Origin of the sequence: Cyclobacterium sp. (genome assembly GCF_014762705.1) — a bacterium.
GTDB lineage: Bacteria > Bacteroidota > Bacteroidia > Cytophagales > Cyclobacteriaceae > Cyclobacterium.
Genome location: NZ_JABURL010000056.1, coordinates 17,541 through 38,416, shown reverse-complemented (window position 1 = coordinate 38,416; position 20,876 = coordinate 17,541). Strand labels below are relative to the sequence as shown.

Sequence of the window (20,876 nt, the reverse complement as noted above, 5' to 3'; positions counted from 1 at the left end):
AATTTAAAATAAATCTTTAATGGCTCTCTTTGCCGCGTAATAACCACCCATTCCATGCACCCCACCTCCTGGTGGAGTGGATGCAGAGCAAATGTAAAAGTTTTTGAAGGAGGTTCTATAGGGAGAAATCCTCAGAGCTGGTCTGGTAAATATCTGAGACCAGTCCTGAACCCCTGCATTGATATCTCCACCTATATAATTGGGGTTATAATTTTCAATCTCCCTGCTGTTGAAAGTATGTTTCCCAATTATGGAATCTTTAAAGCCAGGTGCATATTTTTCAATTTGGCTCAAAATACTGCTTGACATGTCGACCTCAGATCCTGCAGGCACATGGCAATAGGCCCATGCCGTATGATACCCATCTGGTGAACGGGTTTTATCGAACAGGCTTTGTTGGGATAAAAGCACATAGGGATTTTGGCTATATTTGCCCTCCCAGATCAGTTTCTCTGATTTTTTTATATCTTCCAACGTCCCTCCCAAATGAACTGTTCCTGCGTGCCTAAGCATTTCGGACTCCCAGGGTATGGGCTCGGAAAGTGCAAAATCCATTTTAAAAACACCCATTCCATACCTAAACCTCTTTAGTTGCCAGCAATACAATTTGGAAAACTTATCTCCGGCTATTTTTAATAAGTTTTTTGGGCTCAGGTCAAACATGACCAATTTTGAATCAGGAATTTGGCCAAAGTGCGTTACCATTTTCCCTTTCTCAATTTTTCCTCCAATAGCTACAAAATAACCAGCTAAAGCATCGGCCAGGGATTGGGAGCCTCCTTTTATCATTGGCCAACCACTATGGTGGCCAGCTGCCATCAATACCATACCTATAGCTGATGTAGCGATATTGGTGAGTGGTTGTATACCATGAGCTGCCATCCCAGCCCAAAGTGCCCGTGTCCTTGTTTCTTTGAACCTTTGCGCAAGCAAGGTTGAGGATTTAAGTGCATTAATTCCAAATAAGCCAAGCTTTATTGGATTATTTGGAATTTTTAACGGTGATAAAATATCGGGAGACAAAGCATCCCAATGATCCACAAGGGGTTTTAATAAATCAATATAGGCATTCCCGTCCCTGCCCAATTGATCAGCGGTTTCGAACAGGGAACGATGTAAGGAAACTACTGTCCCATCCGGTAACGGATGTCCTGCCAGCGTTTTGGGGTGGATAAATTCAAGTCCATATTGAGCAAGCGGTAATGTCTTAAAAAATGGTCCTGCAGCGGCCATGGGATGGATTGCTGAACAAACGTCATGTTTAAAACCGGGAAGCGTAAGCTCCATCGTTCGCATACCTCCGCCAATTGTTTCTTTACCCTCAATTAGAAGTACATTTAATCCATGCTTTTGTAAAACAATTGCGGCTGATAGTCCATTAGGTCCTGATCCAACAACAACGGCATCAAAAGTTGGTTCCATATTCAAGTATTTATTGTAAAGTTACAATGTTATTTAGTTCAAAAAAAGAATATTAAATTCAATCCCGTAGATACTTGATTTCTTTATTCAATAATTATTTTTGAAAGTGTGAAGCATTGAATTTTTAACTAGGAATTGCAAATAGGTCATCATAAAAATTTGAATAAGTCTGGGCGCAATAACTAGACAGTACCGAATTGCAGTACCATTGAGAATTATTCAAGAGTGTCAAATCAAGCCTTCACCTATGGCTAATCTGGTTCGTCTGTTGAGTTATCTTATCGATACAAAAAGCCTCACAGAACCACTGCAATGATGGTATTTTGTGCATCGACCTATCTCAAAACCCAATCCCCCTCACTCAAGGTTTGACAAAGACACCAGGCAAAGAATAAAAAAGCCAGACCCTAGGATCTGGCTTTCTATAAAGTTGATTTATAACCCAATTATTTAAGACTTAAGTAGAAACACCTCATTGGTAGATCAGGTCAAATCGATCAAGCTTCATCACCTTGTCCCAGGCCGAAACGAAGTCTGTGACAAATTTTTCTTTGGACGTTTCGCTTGCATATACTTCTGCCAAAGCCCTCAATTCAGAATTGGAACCAAATATCAGATCCGCTCGGGTAGCTGTCCACTTCACTTCACCTGTCTTTCTATCCCTGCCCTCAAAGGTTTCTTTGGTATCCGAATTGGCTTTCCATTCGGTACTCATGTCTAGCAGATGCACAAAAAATTCGTTGGAAAGCGTCTCTTTTTTATCTGAAAAAATCCCATGTCCGGATCCGTCAAAATTGGCATTTAGCGCACGCATCCCTCCCACCAGCACTGTCATTTCGGGAGCTGTAAGGGTCAGTAGCTGTGCCTTGTCTAACAGCAACTCTTCTGTAGAAATGGTGTATTGGGTTTTTAAATAATTCCGAAAACCATCCGCCATGGGCTCAAGTAAGGCAAAAGATTCCACATCGGTTTGTTCCTGTGTAGCATCCATGCGACCAGGAATAAAAGGCACATTCACGGAATAACCTGCATTGGCCGCTGCTTTTTCCACAGCTGCATTGCCTGCAAGGACAATCAAATCTGCCAGGGAAACTTTTTTATTTGTCGATTTTTCATTGAATTCACCCTGAATTTCTTCAAGCACACCCAACACCTTCTGCAATTGTTCCGGATTGTTTACTTCCCAGTCTCTTTGAGGAGCCAGACGAATACGGGCACCATTGGCTCCTCCCCTTCTGTCCGAACCCCGGTAGGTAGAGGCGGATGCCCAGGCCGTGCTCACCATCTCACTTATCGACAAACCGGAATTCAAAAGGCTGGTTTTCAAAGCCGCAATGTCCTGCTCATTGATAAGTGTATGGTTTACGGCCGGAATGGGATCCTGCCAGATTAAATCTTCTGTGGGTGCCTCAGGGCCTAAATAGCTGGTCTTTGGTCCCATATCTCTATGAGTAAGTTTAAACCAGGCACGGGCAAAGGCATCGTTAAATTTTTCCGGATTTTCATAAAAGCTCCTGGAGATCTTTTCATATACCGGATCAAACCGCAGCGACAAATCGGTGGTCAACATGGTTGGTTTATGTTCTTTTTCCGGATCAAAGGCATCAGGAACCATCATTTTTGGATCTTTGGCCACCCACTGATGTGCTCCCGCCGGACTTTTTGTCAACTCCCATTCGTTTTCAAACAAATTGAAAAAGAATAAATGACTCCATTTTGCAGGAGTGGAGGTCCAGATTACTTCCAAACCGGAGGTAATGGCATCAGGACCTTTGCCCGATTTATAGGTGCTTTTCCATCCCAAACCCTGTGCTTCAATACTTTCCGCTTCAGGCTCAGGTCCTACATTGGATGCATCCCCTGCCCCGTGGGTTTTTCCGAGGGTATGCCCACCTGCGATCAAGGCGACTGTTTCTTCATCGTTCATGCCCATCCTTCCGAAAGTTTCACGGATGTCATGTGCAGCAAGTACCGGATCCGGATTTCCATTGGGCCCTTCCGGATTGACATAGATCAGGCCCATTTGTACAGCAGCTAGTGGATTTTCCAACTCCCTGTCTCCTGAATAGCGTTTTTCATCACCCAGCCATTTGTTCTCAGCCCCCCAATACACATCCAGTTCCGGTTCGTAAACGTCTTCCCTACCCCCGGCAAAGCCAAAAGTTTTAAACCCCATGGATTCCAGAGCGACATTACCCGTAAGGATCATTAAATCTGCCCAGGAAATTTTGTCCCCATATTTTTGTTTTATAGGCCACAGCAAGCGTCTTGCTTTATCCAGATTGGCATTATCAGGCCAGCTATTAAGGGGTGCAAAGCGCTGTTGCCCGGAACGGGAACCACCGCGACCATCACCGGTCCTGTATGTGCCGGCGCTATGCCAGGCCATTCGGATAAACAAACCTCCATAATGACCGTAATCTGCCGGCCACCAGTCCTGTGATTCAGTCATCACCGCTTCAATGTCCTTTTTCAGGGCTTCATAATCCAGACTGTTAAACTCTTCTACATAATTAAAATCCTCTCCCATTGGGTTGGATAGTGAAGAATTATGTCGAAGAATACTCAGATTCAACTGATTGGGCCACCAATCACTGTTGCTGGTAGCAATTCGATTGGAATTGCTTTTCTGGGTAGCACCGGAATACCCATCCGCCTGATTATCTTGTTCTTTACTATTCTGGCATCCTGAAAATAGGGCTCCTATTAACAGAAGCAAACTAAATACCATTGGTTTCTTCATACTTTTAGTCTGTTTGTCGCTTATTTATATCCAAAGCCTAAAGATAATATCTATCATTTAATTATTATCATTGATTTTTTCAATATGTGTTTGAAAAAAACGATAACCGTTCAAAATAATTTGTTGAAATGAGGGGTTATACCAAAAGTTTTATCCGGAATTAAATCATAATTACAAAATATTCAGACTACAATGAACCAATAAACTAACAACGACCCTTTCCCATGCATCCCCCAAAAAGAATCAGATACAAAATAATATTAAATCCAAACCATTGATTTATTCCATTACAAAATTTATTCTGTCTACCCAGGATACAGAAACCTAGTTACCAGCAGTAACAAGACATGAAGAAAAGGTGATCTTGATCCAAATGAAGTCCTGCAAAAGGTCTAGGGATTCCTGGCATCAGGGATAATAATTGGGGCATCGCCCACATTCAAACCCTCCTGAATTATTTGGGTTCTTCCAGGTATTATAGGCATATTGGAGGGATAATCTTCTGGAAATATTTTAATGTGCAAATTGGAAGAAAATCCTTTAGAAAGGTCAATGATAGGCATATTGTCTTGTTCCGAAAAAGTTCTCGCCAATGCCTTGCCCTTATCAGACAGCTTTTTTTTATTGACAAGTGCCATTGGTTGGTGTTTTTCCAGAAATGATAATTCCCCCTCAATAATCCCCGAATTATTTGGGAACCATGTAAAACCTGGCATACTCAGATCAGAAATAGATGGAAACGTCTTGAGTTTATTCAGTTTATTGGGAAAGGCCTTGAACCCTAATATATTTTGCCCAAAAGTGACCCCTGAGCAAAAAAAGAATCCTGTTAAAAGCAAAAATATATTTTTCATGGCCGAATGTTTTAAAATGAAAATCAATATCACATAAACAAAACGTAGTTTTGAACAAAAGGTTAAATAAAATGGAGTACAAAATCCGGATTATTTGTTTGCAAAATTTGTTTAATGTATTAGAATCAGCTGTAACAGACAAACAGGGTGAATATCCTGCCTCTTGCAGTAGTATCTATGAAAAAAAATATGTCATTTTTCACCAGTAATTTCTAAGGTTACTTTAAAAAGAATTCACCTGAAGTTCAATTTCGCTCTTTCCCGGAGAAAGCCGGATGGAGCCAAACTGGGTATTGACTTTTTCTCCATTGAGGGAGACGGCATCATTGGGTCCAAATTCCAAAAACAAATCCGCCGAGACATTGGCCGGCAGCTCAAAGGCATAGCGCTGTAAGCGGTTGTTCACCTTTTTGTAGGAAGCCTTCACCTTGCCTGTAAGGAAGGGAACAGCTATATCCGTTTCCGTCAACCTGCTTAGCTGAGGCCGGATCTCCAGCAGGCTGCCCCCTGGCGTCTTGGGGATAATGCCCCACATTTTCCGGGCGACGATATTCCCGGGAACGGCTCCCCAGGCATGGTTCCAATCTGCATTGGGCTTGTATTTCATGTCCCAGGCTTCCAGAGTCATGGTAGAACCAATAGCGATCATGTTCCACCAGCTGCGGTCATGGGTGGCGGTCATCAGTTCCAGGGCATAGTCGGCCTCCCCGGCGTTGTATAGCCCATCCATCAGGTATTGGGATCCATAGACGCTGCAGGCCATGCCCCTGGATTTGATAAATTCCACCACAGCCGGAATGTTTTCTTCGGGCACCATATTAAAGGCCAGCGGCATCATGTTGGCATGCAGGGAAGAATGGCCGGCCCCCTCACCATCCAGGTAAATGCCTTTCTCCGGATCAATCAATTTTTCGGTCACTGCTTTCTTTACCTTTGCCGCCATCAACTCGTACTCCATCGCTTCCCGGGTTCTGCCCAACAGCCGGGCAAATTCCCCCATGATTTCCAGGTTGCGGAAATACAGTGCGTTGATTACGGTGTTGATAGGGGTGAAAACAAATCCGTCCCGCTCCCCTTCTTCGGTGGCCAACTCCCATCCGGTATCCTTCTGTGCCGGAGGCCAGTCCACAATGTCTCTCATTTTCACATCCGGATCTTTAAATCCAAGCTTTTTCATAAACTCCGGCGTTGCGTTGGCAGAACTTATCAGCCCGTCTTCACGGGCCAGCTCCATCAGGGTTTTGTGCTTGAGTTCATCGTAATAGTGTTCAATCAGCTCGGTATTGCCTGTGTACAGGTAATCCTCATAAAACATCAGGGCCACATGCAACTGCCATTCGGTGGGCCAGGTGGGATTTTCCATAAAGTATTCGATACTCCTGCGGGCAATGGGGTATTCCCAATCCACCGCATAGTGGCTGAGCTGGTTGATATAGGCATCTGCCTCATAGGGAATGCGCTCTCTGTCCCCGTCCACATAAATACCTGCAAAGGATGTGGCTTTCATGGAATACTTACATAGGTCCCATACCTGATTCAGTATGGTATCCGAACTGCTGAACTGACTTTGATCTTCTTCAAAATAACCAAAATAGGCTTGCTGGGTAAGTGCTTCCGGCTGTTTTTGGGCTACAATTTCGGCATACCGATAAGGCAGCAATACCGGAAATGAATCCGTAAGGGCCACCGCTGCCGGGCCTGTATTCCTTTTATCCGCTGGTAATTGCAGAACATATCGGTCTTTTTCAGGACTGACGGGCACCTCCACTTCCTGAAAGCGGATATGACCCTGAGGATCCCGGTTGATCCTGCCTCTTTCCAGTTGCTCTCCCAGACGGATGGTCAGGGTTTCGGACTTATCCGTGGAATAAGAGAAGGCCAAATTGGCAAAAGCTGCCTTGCCAAAATCAGCCAGCCAGGTATCTTCTCCTACTTTTTCAAGCGATTGAGGCAGGATGTCTTCCTGCATAAAACCATTGGCAGTGGTCAGGTAACCACCATCTCCCCCTACACGGAATGCCTGGCTTTGGGCATAACGACCCGTGCGGTTGTCTCCATCCCACAGCCTCACCTTCCAAAAGTAGTCCTTGTTTTCCTTCAGATCCGGACCTTCATAGGCAATATTTAAGGATTTTGATCCCTGCACTTTACCGCTATCCCATACATCGCCCAGATTTTGGTAGATTTTTTCCTCTGAACTGCTGACCAAAACCTGGTAGGCCGACTGAAAGACCAGGCCTTCCGGTACCTGCCAGCCAAACTCGGGGTTGTGATCTTTTAAGGTTAGTCCTGAAGGTTTCCTGATCATTTCTACATGAAGGTTTACCGGAGCGGCCGTGCTTTCATCGGATAAGGCCTCCCCCATGGCGTCCAACTTTTTGCGGAATGCTTGCAGGGTAGCTGCATGGGCAGGATCAGCAGCCAGGTTATTGATTTCTTTTGGGTCTTCTCCCAGATGATATAATTCTTCAATGGATTTGTCATTGACATAGCGGAAATACTTCCATTCTGCCGTGCGAAGGCCTTCACTTGGCGGGATATTTTCAAAATCCCAAAGGTGTTCGATCAGGACGGTATCCCGGTTGAGCCGCTCTCCCTTCACCACCGGCATCAGGCTTTTGCCCTGGTAGGCATCGGGTATCTGAACGCCGGCCAAATCCAAAATGGTGGCCGGCACATCCACATTGGCAGCCATTTCCTCTGAATCCACATGGCTGGAAAGTCTTGGATCGTAAACCATCAATGGCACCCGAATTGAATTGTCATACATCAGCCACTTGCCGGCCAATTGCCTTTCACCCAGGAAATAGCCATTGTCTCCCATAAGGATAATGACTGTATTCTGGTCCAGACCTTTGGCTCTAAGTTGCTGTCTGATTTTGGCAATTTCCAGGTCTATGCCTGAAAGCATGCGGTAATAACCTTTGACGCTGTGCTGGTATTTTTCCGGCGTATCGTAGCGCCAGGTCCAGCGCAGCCGGTTAAAGCCGGACTTGACGATCTCTGGTTGGGCATCAAAAAAGCGGTCTTCGGAAAGGTCCGCATCGGGAATGGTAATGCCCTGCAAGAGGGGATCCGTCTCATCCTGCCAGAAATACTGATCCTCCGCCGAATCGTGGGCATGGGGGGCACTGAAAGACAAGGATAAGCAAAAGGGTTCATCGGCATTGGCGTTTTCGATAAAGTCCAGGGCCTGTTGTCCGGTATAGCGGGTAAGGTGGACGGTATCGCTGCCGATTGTTTTGTAAAAATAGCCTCTTCGGTCCTTAAATTGTCCGTTCCTGTCGTAGGATTCGTATTCGTCAAATTGCCCGGCAAGGTCCTTGTAGTTGACTCCGTATTTTCCGTAAAACCCCAGCCGGTATCCAGCTTCTTTCAACAGTTTGGGATAGGACGTTTCCATGTATTCGGCCTTGATGGGGCCGGTCTGAAAGGTATAGGCATGGGTTCTTTCGTAAAGTCCTGTAAAAATAGTAGCCCGGCTGGCCGCACAGATGGGGGTGGTCACCAGCGCATTTTTAAAGTAGGCTCCCTCTTCAGCAAGCCGGTCCATTTCAGGAGTATGGATCAATTCGTTGCCGGCATGTCCGAGCGCATCCCAGCGCTGGTCATCGGTCAGTATAAAGATGATATTGGGTTTTTTGTCCGGATCATTTTGGGATTGGGCCTGGCAAAACAGTTGGGTGGTGGCCATCAATACCAAAAGGGTATAAATCGTTTTAAGCATATGTTAGGTTATTTCAATTGCTATGGTGAAAAAGGAATATTAAAAGTACTCCTTTTTCTTAAAAATCCCATTTCCGGTAGCCATTATCAGCAATACTGATTTTTTAAGAGATAATTATTCCTCAGCATACCTTTCAATGGTATCCAACTCCGGGCTTCCTCCCCTGTTGCCACTTCCGGCGGCAATGTAAATTGCCCCTTTGTACACGATGGCCTGGGAACCGTGTCGACCCCGGACCAATGGATCCAGCCTTTCCCAGGTTTGGTTGCCGGTATGATAGGCCTCCACCTCAGCATGTGCCACTTCCTGACTGGCACTCTCCCCTCCGATAATCACCAGCTGCTGCCCGATAAAAGCACTTGAAGTACCTGCCCTTTCAGTAGGCAAATGTTGCCCTTCCGGCAGGGAGCTCCAGGAATTATCAGCAATATCATAAACATCCACCTCAGGAATGGTCAGCTCAAAGGTATCACCGGTTTTGGCAGATGAATTCCTTCCCCCGGCGCAATAAATCTTTCCTTCATTCATGGCTGCATGGAAATGATCTCTTGGTCGGGGAGCATCAGCCAGCACTGTCCATTCCCCGGTACTAAAATCATATTGATCTGTCCAGGGTACATGCCCTTCCCAGTGCCCATCGATGATACCACTCAGGACGATGGCCTTGTCACCTGTCACGATCACTCCTGCAGAGCCCCTGCGCCTTTCTTCCGGAATGGTATCTCCCATTTCCCAGGCATCATTTGCCGGATCATAAATCAGGATATTTTCCAGGGGTTTTTCACGGGGATAAGGTCCTGTCATGGCCCCTATAATATAAATCTTACCGGCATAGGCCACCGCCTGAAAATGGTGCACTTCCACCGGTGGCTCAGCCCCGGATGTCCAACTATTGGATGCTGGATCAAAAATATTCACGGGCTTGATGCCCCGGCCCCCAAGCAGGTAAAATTTATCATTTACCTCCACAAAACTATTTTCATGTCTGGCATTTGGACTACCTTCACAATCAAGGATTTCCCAGCTTTTTTCCTTTGGACTGTCCTGGTCCTGCTCACTTTCTTCAGGTTTGTTTTCCGAACATGACAGCAAAGTCAAGACCCCTGCAATCAAAAACGAAATGGTCAAATAATTCTTGATATTCATGTTCTTTTCGGTTTATTTAAATAAAATGACTTAGAATTTCTTTAAAGCCTCAATTTAACTATAATAGCTACCCTATTCAAAAACCTTTCGCAGTGGGTTACAAATACTTTTACCTTTCACTGTGAATGTTATTTGAAGCCAATACCTTAAATTTATCATCGTCAAACCCAATTCAGCCTAAACAAAAAGGTCAACGAACCTATAATATTGGGCTTCAAAACTACTGATTTGTTGGTACCCCATTCTTTTTTGCCAATTCTTAGATTTCCGGTCCTCATCGAAATTCCCGGTACAATGATCTATCTGGAAATGCTGGTTTAACGTTGATGTACCCATACCTGAGTTCCTCCCCTTCACCAATATAGATGTTCTGCAGCTTTCCTGCTGATGTCTCAGTGATAACCGCAAATGATCCTATAAATGAAATACCCAGGTCATCGTTGTTATATCTCTCTCCCTTTACCTGCGTAATAATGTATTGCACCAAACCTTTACCAGCAGCGAAACTTTGGACGCGGATTCCTCTAAATTTCCCATCCTGTTCCAGTTTTTCAACAGATTGTATGGAATGGTTTTCAGGGTTTCCTTCAAAAGGTTCAAACACCACCACAAAAGGCTGGGTCCAGGCTTCGCCTGTTTTACGGATCACCAAAGTAGGGGTTGGTTTATCTTCGTAAGGTGCAGGTGCTTCAAAGGTAGGCGGAGCGAGTACCTGGGTGTACTCCCGGCTTTCATCAGCCGGAAGATGCAAATCCATGTAAACCGGTTTTTCAAATTTTTCGGCTATAAACCTGGCCCGAACCTTCTTTTTGTACTCACCGGTGGAATGTACATCCTCAAAAAAGTGCCAGCCGGGATGGCGGTATTCCTGGTTCTGCACCCAAGGCAACCCGGCATTGGCCATGTACCTGTCAGGGGTTGGCTTCAAGCTAACATCACCGTTCAGGATTTCCAACCTGTCCCCAATATTGTGGTACAAATAATCATGGTATTGATCGGGCAATTTGGATCTAGAGCGAAATACATCCACATAGTATCCGGTAGTATCGGAGGTTCTGATCAGTGCCAGGGTGCGCTCCTGGTAAGCCTCTGCCTGTTCCCCTTTGTCATCGATAAAACTGGTTGTAGAAAAAGAATGGTAGGGTGAAAGGGCTAGTTCTTTTGGCATGGGTTCCATGGCGAGCAGTTGAACGCTGTTTATACCCAAATTTACCCACCCACCATCACTTCTGGAATTGCCATTTACGATTACTGTATTGTGGGCCGCAAAGATACGGGAATAATTTTCGTGTATGTCTTGTTGATAACGCCCCCTCCCATTATCTACACCCAACACTTCCCCTTTGCCATAAAGTTCTATATTCATTCCTTCGGCATGGCCATGAACCATATGGGCACCACCTACGAAACACATCAAACCATCATTGGGATTTTGGGAGGCACTTAAATTTCGTTGAAGAAATATACCTGCATGATCCACCTTGTCGGTTCGGGGAAGCAGCAGTTTGGCTTCCTTACCTTTAAACTCCCGATCATACCAAAGCACTGCCAACATACCGTCCCTTTCATACCTACCCTGGTTTATAGCCCTTGTAAGCAGTGGCCCGAATTCATCGGTGATTCGCCTGGCACTATCCATCTCTCCCAGCAGGTAAGCCTCTTCATAACTGCTATAGGGGGGTGTACCGGTGCGTTTACCATCTCCCCAACGGATGAGCTGATTGTTGGGGTAGACAAGGTAATCCAATGCCGGCAAGGAGAATAAAAGGTTTGCGTACTTATCCCCCAGCCTCAACCCAGGGTCGTATTTATTAACCACCAACATCAGTCTGGTCAATATGGAGGCAGCAGCATTCAGGTATTGGGAGGTTTCGGGCCAAAGGTCTCCCTTTTCCTTATACATGGCCGCCATTTCATTCAAGGCATCCTGGTGTGCTGTATTTTTGGTCAGAAAGTAGGAAAGTAATCTTTCACGCTCCTTTCCATCCTCCATGGCCAGTGCATTGTAAACCAGGTTGGGTGCCTCCAAAATGGGATGGTTGGATCGAATCATCCCATAATTGATGGTGATGTCGGCATAAGTACGAAAAACCGCCTGGGCCTCGTTGATGGGGAAATCGGTTTTTTCCTTTTTTACCAGGTCATATGGCCTTCCCCCCTTTTTAATAAAAGCTGCAATGAAATCATATATCAACGGGACCTTGTAGCCAATTTCCCTAACTTCACGGAAACCATCGTCGGGGAAAAGCCAACCTCCCCTTCCCTGCCAGTCCGAGACTTCCGACCGGAGCACGCCTTTTATAAATGAATATAGAATATCCGTGGCGCATTGGGCGTATTTTTCTTCTTCAGTCAGGTAATAGGCCATGCCACAATCGATGCCCAATTGCAGGTACCGGATTAAAGTCCTTGCCTGGGCCATTTCTTCATCGGTGGCATTGTCCAGGTTTTTGTGATCCCCATTTTCAGTATGGTAGGTCAGGTGGAAAGGCGGGTATCGATCCGGTTGCTTCTTTTCCCAATCAAAGGGCAAGTCCTGAAGGAAAAGTGCCGGATCGGTTTGATGGCCCTTAATATCCCCGTCCAGTTGGTTGATAAAATCAGAATAAATTTTTTGGGCCCAGTCCTGCCTTTCGATTTTTTCCAGAATAGCCGATCGCTCACCTGGACGTACCCAGATTAAAGGACGCTCAGGCTGTTGGGCGGAAAGCCATCCACTAAGAAATACCAGAAGTGAAAGGATACACGTGTTTTTGCTGCCCATCTGTGTCGCTTTAGTTCGTTAAAAAACTTTCACCCCATCTTTCCCTCAGTTCCATGGATAATTCATCCACTTTGCTTTGGTATTCCTCCTTTTCAGCCAGGTTATCCAATTCGAGGGGATCGGTTTTATGATCGAAGAGCATCCTTTCATAGGCTTCACCCTGGTCATCGGTCCATTCGGTATACTGAAATGATCCCTTCACCAGTGTTACGCCATCATGGAATTTTGAAACGGCATAATCTTTTTCCCGTTCCCCTGTGTCCATAAGCGAAACAAAACTGTCTCCTTCCAGGTGATCCGGTTTTTCTAGGCCTGCCAGCTCACAAAGGCTGGGATAAAGATCTATGGTCTCTGTGATAAAGTCGGTATGACGGCCATTGGTTTTTCCCGGAACTTTGATGGTCATCGGCACTTGAAGGGATGAATTGAAATTGGCATGCTTGCACCAGAGCTTGTGGTCTCCCAAATTCCAGCCATGATCCCCCCAGAGGACTACAATGGTATTCTCGGCCAGGCCCAGTCGCTCCAATTCGTCCAATACCATACCGATCTGTGCATCCGTATAGCTGACACAGGCATAATAGCCGTGTATCAGCTCCTTTGCCAGTTCTTCAGGCAAATGGCCTTCCTCGGGTATGGTTTCATAATTTCTAAGTTCTCCAAAATTGTGATAGGCCTTACGGGGGGTGGTTTCGGGCTGCCGATAATTTTCGGGAAGCTCGATGTCCTCCCGTCGGTACTGGTCCCAGTATTTTTTGGGCGCGGTAAAGGGCAGATGCGGCTTGTAAAATCCCAGTGCCAGAAAAAAGGGCTTATTTCCATCTCTGAGTTTGTTCAAATCACGTATGGCTTTTAGCGCCAACTTACCGTCCCTGTACGCAGAATCCGGCACATCGGCATTTTCCATGGGCATGCCGCGAAAGGTATTTGCCCGTATCTCCCTATATTCCTCGGTAGCGTAGGTATACTTTCCGTCCGGATGCCATATTTCATCCCAGGCCAGGGAATCGTCCTTAGCATGATGGTATACCTTCCCATTGGATAGGGTGGTGTAGCCGTTGTTCTTAAAGTGCATGGGCAGGGATTCTGCATCGGGGTAGTCTGCATCCTTTAAGGTTTTGTAGTCAATAAATCTGTTGCGTGTAGGCCTGGCTCCGGTCAGCAAGCTGGCCCGGGATGCCCCGCAAACCGGCACATTGCAATAGGCACGATCGAATACCAGGCTTTGGCCGGCCAGCCGGTCCAGGTGGGGGGACTGAATGTGCCCTTCCCCATAAAAATTGAGCTCCGGCCGCAAATCATCCACAGCGATAAAGAGGATATTGGGTTTCCTTATTTCTGTTTCTTGTTGCCTTTCCGAACAGGAAATAAGAAAAACGCCAAATAGTAGGAAGGCCCCAGTGATGTATGTTTTCATTTTTGCAGTATATAAATAGTTGCTTTCGATCTTTTCCCACATGGTTAATACTTTCAACTTCGTTTTCTTTTTTATGGTGCTAATGATCGTCCATTTTTGAAAGCTCATACACGTAAAAATCATCAATGACAAGGTGATTATTCACCGTTCGAAACCCAAAATAGCCCGAATAATAGGGTGAAGCATCATAAACATTGAAAATCAATTGTTCATTTCTCCAGTATTGGATCGTACTATTGTACACGATAATGCGTATTCGATTCGGTACATTCGGGACAATCAGATAGGTTTCATCTGAGAGATCGTGCTCCGGGAGTAAAGGCTTTTGTCCATCCCCGGAATACCTGCGAAACCTCGTCTTGGTATTGTTATGGCCGCCAAGCCCCACATAATAGAGTTTTAAGCTATCATACTGACTAAATTTACCCGCTCTATGTGGGTGCTGGTCCCCAAAAAAATCCCCGTGCCAGGGATCCGTAGCCAACCAAAAGCAATTCAAGTCCGAAACCCGGTCCTGCGGCCCACCTTCATCGATCACCGTAGCGGTAAACTCGATCATCACAGGTTGAGCCAATTTTTTGTCAAACCAAACGGTACAGCCTCCTGTGTCTTCGATTTCCATTCCACCCCTATTTAGAACGACCTTTCCTCCGGGTTGCTGCTCGGCAATCCAATCGTCCAGGTCGCTGAATTCCTCTGAAAATATCATAGTAGGCTTTAATACCAGGGAGTCATTCAATGTGACATAAGCAGACTCCTGGGCGACCAGGCTGATTGGCAAGATGATGAGCAAGGTCAATAAAAGTACGAGCGGCTTCATTTCTCTTTTTTCGTTATCGTTACTTTTCCTGCCTGGCAATGGCAATATCTGCTGCCACCCAATCGGTGGTTTTCTCAAATGGCCCACCCGATTGGTCCAAAAGGGATGGATGTTTTGGGTCCGGGATTTTAATTTCACCGACCAAAATACCAAATATTTTGTCATATACAGGTCGATGTACTGATAATTTTTCCAAATGGAAGGAAAGCCGGAATTTCGAGGCCTTTTCAGTTCAATGGCAGGAATAGAATACCAATATCTTACGGTAACTTGTGAAATTCCATTAAAAAAATACTACAAGACCTTCTTTAAGACCGTATCATAGAGGCTATTTTCACTTTTAAAATCTTACCTCCTCCCTCCGGTTTTTGGAGAGGATTCCAATGGGTAAAAACATGACCCTGCTGATCGCCGCAGTCCATCCTCGCTCTTCGCCCTTCGACATTGTGCCAAAATCTGTTTGTTACACCCACTATAATCTTCCATTTTCGTTTGTTACAACAACCATTTTATATCATTTTTGATTATTATAACAAACAATACGGAAGCACTCGTTGAATTGCATGTTAAGTTAATTTCTGCGTCAAAAATACTTGCACACGAAGTCTTTATCATTATATCCAGTGGAACAATAGATTGATTTGGATTTTCTGGTCGATCAAAAATACCTTTTTGAAATTGGTGGGAAAGACAAAAAAGGTAATCCATCCGATAATAAGGCAATTTACGCTGCAGCTGATGACATAGAAGTTGGTTTTGGGAGTAAAATTCCACTATGGCTTTTTGGTTTTTTATATTGACATCATCATATCACCAAATCATCACATCATCACATCATCATCACATCAATTTAACTGTGTATTTTTCCAGGAATCACCTGCCTATCAAACTGTAATTCTGAAATATTATTTGTAAATTACTATTATGGATTTGCAAGAAAAACCAGACCAATCGGAAGAGCCATTCACTTCTTATGGCCATTATACCTATTTGGACTACCTCCAATGGCAGATGGATGAAATGGTGGAATTGATCAAGGGCAAAGTTTTCCGGGCAGCTGCTGCACCCCGAAGGATCCATCAGGAACTCTTGCTGGAAATGGCCAGGATATTTGCTGACTACCTGGATCAACATCCCTGCAAGGTATTTATTGCGCCATTTGATGTTCGTCTTCCAAAGGATTCCCACTTGCCTGAAAAAATTGATACGGTGGTGCAACCGGATATCTGCGTGGTTTGCGACAGCAGCAAGTTGGACGAAAGGGGCTGTTTGGGTGCACCTGACCTGGTCGTGGAAATCCTATCTCCAGGCAATAACCAGAAAGAGCTCAGGCAAAAATACGACATTTACCTAGAGAGTGGTGTCAAAGAATACTGGATCATTCATCCCGATGAACAGACTTTATTGGTCTACCGGTTAATTAATGGTACCTATCAGCCCAGCCGCTTACTTACACATGGAGATACGATCGGTTCCCAGGTAATTTCAGGTTTCAAATTAAACCTTGCGGACCTTTTCGAAAACCCGGAGGATTAAAAAAAAGCCATTGAAACCGTTGAGGTCTTTGGGACCTCGACGGTTTTTTTCGTGAACGCTCTGCGAAAGACCTTCGGGAATCTAATCCTTTCGACTCCGAAAAAGACCTTCGGGGTTCGGGAAACCCCAAAGGTCTGCAGGCTCGATAACCGTTGAGGGCTTTGAGACCTCGACGGTTTTTATGGTCAACGCTCTGGATCAGATCTTCGAGAATCTAATCCTTCGGCTCCGAAAAAGACCGTCGGGGTTGGGAAAACCCCAAAGGTCTGCAGGCTCGATAACCGTTGAGGGCTTTGAGACCTCGACGGTTTTTATGGTCAACGCTCTGGATCAGATCTTCGAGAATCTAATCCTATCGGCTCCGAAAAAGACCTTCGGGGTTCGGGAAAACCCTAAAGGTCTGCAGGCTCGATAACCGTTGAGGTCTTTGAGACCTCGACGGTTTTTATCGTGAACGCTCCGAAAAAAGTTGATGTCCCTACCCAAAAAATGTTAAATTTTACTAATCGGTAGAATTTTAGAAGATAAATGAAAGATTTTAATATTTAGCATGTCGAAAAAATCCCCCCTTGCCCTCCGCCGCGGCGGAGGGATTTATCTTATTTGCATTTTCTGTGTTCATTATCAAAAGGTACCGCTTGGCCACAGAAACATCATCTAGAATCGAATTCAGGTTTCTAACGAATTGACTATCTTCTCGCAACCAATAATTAAATTTACTCCCCTCCGTGGACCAGTTTAAATTTATAAACCGTATGAAAATCTTCCTCTACCCCTGCCTGTTCCTGGTCCTTTAGGGCCAGGATATGCCCATCCTTGTCCACCAGGGCAGCATAGGGATCCATGGATTTGGGGATTTGCAGGTCCACCGCCAGGTTCTTAAGATCCGAATCAAAAACCGCAAATTCCATGGGAAAGGAATACACCAATTCCCGCCGCTGAGCGGGATCCGAAACATCAAAGGCGGCTTTGGTTTCGGGAGAAACCCCCTTGCTGTAGAAGGCCAAAAAATGATCTTCCAGTGGTAAAAACCGGTGAATCTGGGGAATGCGGTAAACCAGCCCGTTTTTTTCGAAAAAACTATCCATTTGCTCCAGGGGAACAGGCTGGTCCAGATAGGCGTTTTGAGCGGGGATTTTTACCGTCTGCTGATAATCCAGCCGCTGTTCCTTTTCCACATAAACATGGAACTCCAGGGCATTATTGACTGAAAGGAACCATTGGGAGCCGCCATTTTGGATAAGGGGTGTGGGGTACCCGTAAAAGAGCCCTTCCTCAAAGGCATCCGTTTCCGGAAAATGCATGGTGGGATAATATTCACCGCTGAGGGTATCCAGCACCTCCATCATGGGCCCTCCGTCCAACATGCCCTGATAGGCTGCCTGCCGGTCCTGGCCTTCTTCCGCCGATTCCGGTTTGTAGTACAGCAATTTATCCCCCAGCGAAGAGGCTGCTATATGTGCACCTCCCACGATCCAGAAATAGGAATAGGGTATCTCCGTCCGGTTCAACACCTTACCCTGCCGGCTCAGGGTGTAGATTTTATCGGCAAAAATACAGATTTTACTTCCCGCAAAGGTAGGGTTAGGCCCATAGCCAATGATGGCCTCCGGACCCTCACTTTGGAGGATAAACGAATGTTGGATATCGCCCGAAGTATCAAAAATCAGGACTTCCTTCTTCTGTTGGTTGTAGGCTAGGTACTGCTCCGTTTCCGGGTCGTAATCTTTTAACTCCAGGTTGCCCATATAATCGACACGCAGGGAGTCCACCAGTTGCAGTGCATAGCTGCGGGAATCTGTAGTTTCCTTTTGGGAGCGGGAACAGGAAAGCAGGCAAATGGCTAGAAGTGTTATTAAGATTAGGCGAAGATTCGACATGGTTAAAAGTAAAACTATTGGTTTAAAAAACAAAGTAAAGCTTCCTACTTGCTGCTGTCAGGGTATTTTTTTTCAGTCCGTTTAAATGGAACCTATTCAGCTTTAATTGGGTAAACGTCTATTCGATTTACATGCAATAGTGGACCGCGAGTGCTTTCAGGTAGTGTAACTAAATCCCCCTTTTTAAGGGGCGCAGGGGGATTTTAACGAGAATTACATAACCTTAAAAACCTGTCCTGGACAATACAGTTTTGGAAAAAATCCCCCTTGCCCCCTTGTAAGGGGGAATTGACTTCGTTCGGATTTGCAAGAAGGTCAGCTTAGCTGTGCTTTCTCTATTCCTCAATCGTTAATGCGTCCAAATAGGTATGGTTGCTTCAATGTTGCCTAAAAGAATACTTCCAGAGGAACGTATTCAGCTGTTCTCCCCTACCAAAGGGCATATCAGATACCTATCTGGTTTTTTATCTGCTCAGCTTGTTTCAATGCCCCCTAGGTATCTTTCCCGGGTGGGATTACCTGGATGGCGGGGTTGATGGTAAGGAGATCGGCGATCAGGCTTTCGCTGTCTTCCGGGGCTATGTATACATCATCGTACCGGTTGTATTTGACAATCAAGCCTCCGGTAGCCAAGGCAGGCTTCACTCCCACCCAGCGGGTTTTGCCTTTAAGGATGGTGGTGATACCGGCTATATCAATTTCCCCTTTGATATATCCTGACTTGTAGTAAAAGGAATGGCCCCGGATCCAATACCGGGTGTCAAGATAGGGCCAGATAATAAATAGGGCCGGAGCAGTGAGGGGGATAATCCTTCGCAACTTCTCCTTCATCGGTTTTGTATCGAAGAGACCATATGCCAATGGTAATACCAGCAGGACAAGCAGTATCCCCTGCATCAGGTGTCCTTTTTTGGCCTTGTATGTTTTCATTTTAAGTGGCTGCACCCCATCATTTTTATTACTAAAAATAACGAAGATTTGAGATTATTTAAAAATATCAAGGTAATTTTCAATGGAATCCAATACGCTCATGGCTAAAGGGTCGGAAACGCGTTCGATTGTTCAGACCTGATTCTTGTATTATGATTTGTTTCCGGCAGGCAGGCTGGTGATTAATAGTTCTTATAATCGGTTAATTATTAAACTGTTTAATTATGATTCGTTTAGCCATTGGCCTTTTGCTTTTAGCATTCGGCATAGCCAACATCCGAGTGATCAAATCGTCAAACCAACCAAAATCTTGAATTTTATCCACAGGTATACGGGGAAACATTTTTTTAGCATATTTTTTATTGTTTAATAACCTATAATATTGTTGTTTATTAAACAATAATATTGTAGGTTAGCATAAAACACCTGTATGCTACCCGTCGACTTACTGGAAGAAGTGGCTTTGAGCCTTAGAAAAAATCATCCCCCAATTTTTTATGTCGATTACTACTTAAAATTAGGATCAAAACCGGAAACATGAAAAAGATGATCCGTCGGATTCTACAAGATAAACTGTTTCAGGGTTTGAAATCCCTTCCAGGAGTCGTCCTGTTCGGATCCAGGCAGGTCGGAAATGGGTTTTATAGATTTCGTCAGATGATATTGGCCTGGGCAGCAATGTACCCGGGTAGCTTTTTGGGGTTTTGTATCGAAATCCAGGCATCCAGTCCATATTTCCGTTACCGATAGGTATTTCTCGCAGAATTGATTGGTTTTTATTATTTTTATAAATCATTCACGTGTTTTGTATGCCCATGGAAACGCAACCTGAAAAAAACATAGCCAAAGAACCTGACTTTGCTTACGGCTCTTACACGTATGCGGATTATCTTACCTGGGAGATTGATGAAATCGTAGAACTGATCCGTGGAAAGGTGTTTCGACAGGCAGCCGCACCAAGAGTGATTCACCAACGGATTTCCGGAAAAATTTTCTACTCGCTGTACGATTTTCTAAAGGGTAAGCCTTGTGAAGTATTCTCAGCACCTTTCGATGTACGACTGCCGGTGGCTTCCAAAGCGAATGAAGATATCGATACGGTGGTCCAACCGGACCTATGTGTCGTATGTGGTGCAGAGAAGATAGACGAACGTGGCTGTCTCGGTGCACCAGACTTGATCATAGAAATACTTTCTCCCGGCAACAATCGAAAAGACTTAAAGTTAAAATACGAAGTGTATGAGGCTTCGGGAGTGAAAGAATACTGGGTCATCCATCCGGATGAGCGAACGCTTCTTATTTATACCCTGGATGAGCGGAAATACCGCGCCTCCCGTTTATTCACCTTGGGTGACAGGGTAATTTCTGAAGCCCTGCCTGGATTTGAGCTGGACCTGGATCATGTACTTGGAGGATTATAGTTTGGCCTCTGGCTTGGGATTCCCACGTACAAAATAGAATACTAAAACAGTGTCATATACGGAACCAGTATTTCGGATCAATCGGGTAAACATGGTCGCTATTCAGACCCATATCAACGAAAGTGACTAACTTCCCCGAACGACTTTTGACATTTAGCAAAAACATAGATTGTAATTTTTGAAGAAAAGGTCAAATCCAGTTTTCTACTTACTTGA

At 45.0% G+C, this 20,876-nt stretch carries 13 protein-coding genes; 2 read left to right on the top strand and 11 right to left on the bottom strand.

Features of this window, described 5'->3' with window-relative positions; translation table 11 throughout:
* Positions 1 to 3: 3 nt before the first annotated feature.
* The 9 genes from HUJ21_RS10685 to HUJ21_RS10645 all read right to left on the bottom strand — a co-directional run bounded on the left by HUJ21_RS10685 (position 4) and on the right by HUJ21_RS10645 (position 15,089).
* On the bottom strand, positions 4 to 1,422 hold the full coding sequence (locus HUJ21_RS10685) for an NAD(P)/FAD-dependent oxidoreductase (protein ID WP_291369599.1): 1,419 nt from the start codon (positions 1,420 to 1,422) through the stop codon (positions 4 to 6).
* A gap of 472 nt (positions 1,423 to 1,894) precedes the next feature.
* Entirely contained in the window at positions 1,895 to 4,165 is a 2,271-nt protein-coding gene (gene katG, locus HUJ21_RS10680; protein WP_291369597.1) for a catalase/peroxidase HPI, read from the bottom strand.
* Between the two features lie 392 nt (positions 4,166 to 4,557).
* Positions 4,558 to 5,019 carry a hypothetical protein gene (locus tag HUJ21_RS10675; RefSeq protein ID WP_291369595.1) on the bottom strand — a complete coding sequence of 154 codons (462 nt, stop codon included), beginning with the start codon at positions 5,017 to 5,019 and terminating at the stop codon, positions 4,558 to 4,560.
* 223 nt (positions 5,020 to 5,242) lie between these two features.
* A complete protein-coding gene (locus HUJ21_RS10670; RefSeq protein ID WP_291369593.1) occupies positions 5,243 to 8,746 on the bottom strand; it encodes a sulfatase-like hydrolase/transferase in 3,504 nt (1,167 codons plus the stop codon).
* Between the two features lie 114 nt (positions 8,747 to 8,860).
* Positions 8,861 to 9,892, bottom strand: a complete 1,032-nt coding sequence (locus HUJ21_RS10665; protein WP_291369591.1) for a galactose oxidase — start codon at positions 9,890 to 9,892, stop codon at positions 8,861 to 8,863.
* Positions 9,893 to 10,166: 274 nt separating this feature from the next.
* Positions 10,167 to 12,656, bottom strand: a complete 2,490-nt coding sequence (locus HUJ21_RS10660; protein WP_291369589.1) for a heparinase II/III family protein — start codon at positions 12,654 to 12,656, stop codon at positions 10,167 to 10,169.
* A gap of 10 nt (positions 12,657 to 12,666) precedes the next feature.
* Entirely contained in the window at positions 12,667 to 14,115 is a 1,449-nt protein-coding gene (locus tag HUJ21_RS10655) for a sulfatase (protein WP_291369587.1), read from the bottom strand.
* Positions 14,116 to 14,152: 37 nt separating this feature from the next.
* Entirely contained in the window at positions 14,153 to 14,893 is a 741-nt protein-coding gene (locus HUJ21_RS10650; RefSeq protein WP_291369586.1) for a DUF6250 domain-containing protein, read from the bottom strand.
* Between the two features lie 19 nt (positions 14,894 to 14,912).
* On the bottom strand, positions 14,913 to 15,089 hold the full coding sequence (locus HUJ21_RS10645; RefSeq protein WP_291369584.1) for a hypothetical protein: 177 nt from the start codon (positions 15,087 to 15,089) through the stop codon (positions 14,913 to 14,915).
* A gap of 728 nt (positions 15,090 to 15,817) precedes the next feature.
* On the opposite strand from HUJ21_RS10645, the gene HUJ21_RS10640 reads away from it, so the two are divergent.
* Positions 15,818 to 16,429 carry a Uma2 family endonuclease gene (locus HUJ21_RS10640; protein ID WP_291369582.1) on the top strand — a complete coding sequence of 204 codons (612 nt, stop codon included), beginning with the start codon at positions 15,818 to 15,820 and terminating at the stop codon, positions 16,427 to 16,429.
* Positions 16,430 to 17,145: 716 nt separating this feature from the next.
* Here HUJ21_RS10640 and HUJ21_RS10635 read toward each other — a convergent pair.
* Positions 17,146 to 18,309, bottom strand: a complete 1,164-nt coding sequence (locus HUJ21_RS10635; protein ID WP_291369580.1) for a hypothetical protein — start codon at positions 18,307 to 18,309, stop codon at positions 17,146 to 17,148.
* A gap of 492 nt (positions 18,310 to 18,801) precedes the next feature.
* The gene (locus HUJ21_RS10630) at positions 18,802 to 19,239 is read right to left on the bottom strand and encodes a PH domain-containing protein (RefSeq protein ID WP_291369579.1); all 438 of its coding nucleotides are present in this window, start codon (positions 19,237 to 19,239) and stop codon (positions 18,802 to 18,804) included.
* Positions 19,240 to 20,054: 815 nt separating this feature from the next.
* Between HUJ21_RS10630 and HUJ21_RS10625 the strand changes: the two genes are divergently transcribed.
* Positions 20,055 to 20,660 carry a Uma2 family endonuclease gene (locus HUJ21_RS10625; RefSeq protein ID WP_291369577.1) on the top strand — a complete coding sequence of 202 codons (606 nt, stop codon included), beginning with the start codon at positions 20,055 to 20,057 and terminating at the stop codon, positions 20,658 to 20,660.
* The last annotated feature ends 216 nt before the right edge of the window (positions 20,661 to 20,876 follow it).

Bases quoted from the DNA above. Each gene is read 5' to 3' on its own strand.
- HUJ21_RS10665 (WP_291369591.1), bottom strand. From the start codon at position 9,892: ATGAATATCAAGAATTATTTGACCATTTCGTTTTTGATTGCAGGGGTC.
- HUJ21_RS10640 (WP_291369582.1), top strand. From the start codon at position 15,818: ATGGATTTGCAAGAAAAACCAGACCAATCGGAAGAGCCATTCACTTCT.
- HUJ21_RS10635 (WP_291369580.1), bottom strand. From the start codon at position 18,309: ATGTCGAATCTTCGCCTAATCTTAATAACACTTCTAGCCATTTGCCTG.
- HUJ21_RS10630 (WP_291369579.1), bottom strand. From the start codon at position 19,239: ATGAAAACATACAAGGCCAAAAAAGGACACCTGATGCAGGGGATACTG.
- HUJ21_RS10625 (WP_291369577.1), top strand. From the start codon at position 20,055: ATGGAAACGCAACCTGAAAAAAACATAGCCAAAGAACCTGACTTTGCT.
- HUJ21_RS10660 (WP_291369589.1), bottom strand. From the start codon at position 12,656: ATGGGCAGCAAAAACACGTGTATCCTTTCACTTCTGGTATTTCTTAGT.
- HUJ21_RS10675 (WP_291369595.1), bottom strand. From the start codon at position 5,019: ATGAAAAATATATTTTTGCTTTTAACAGGATTCTTTTTTTGCTCAGGG.
- HUJ21_RS10670 (WP_291369593.1), bottom strand. From the start codon at position 8,746: ATGCTTAAAACGATTTATACCCTTTTGGTATTGATGGCCACCACCCAA.
- katG (WP_291369597.1), bottom strand. From the start codon at position 4,165: ATGAAGAAACCAATGGTATTTAGTTTGCTTCTGTTAATAGGAGCCCTA.
- HUJ21_RS10650 (WP_291369586.1), bottom strand. From the start codon at position 14,893: ATGAAGCCGCTCGTACTTTTATTGACCTTGCTCATCATCTTGCCAATC.
- HUJ21_RS10685 (WP_291369599.1), bottom strand. From the start codon at position 1,422: ATGGAACCAACTTTTGATGCCGTTGTTGTTGGATCAGGACCTAATGGA.
- HUJ21_RS10655 (WP_291369587.1), bottom strand. From the start codon at position 14,115: ATGTGGGAAAAGATCGAAAGCAACTATTTATATACTGCAAAAATGAAA.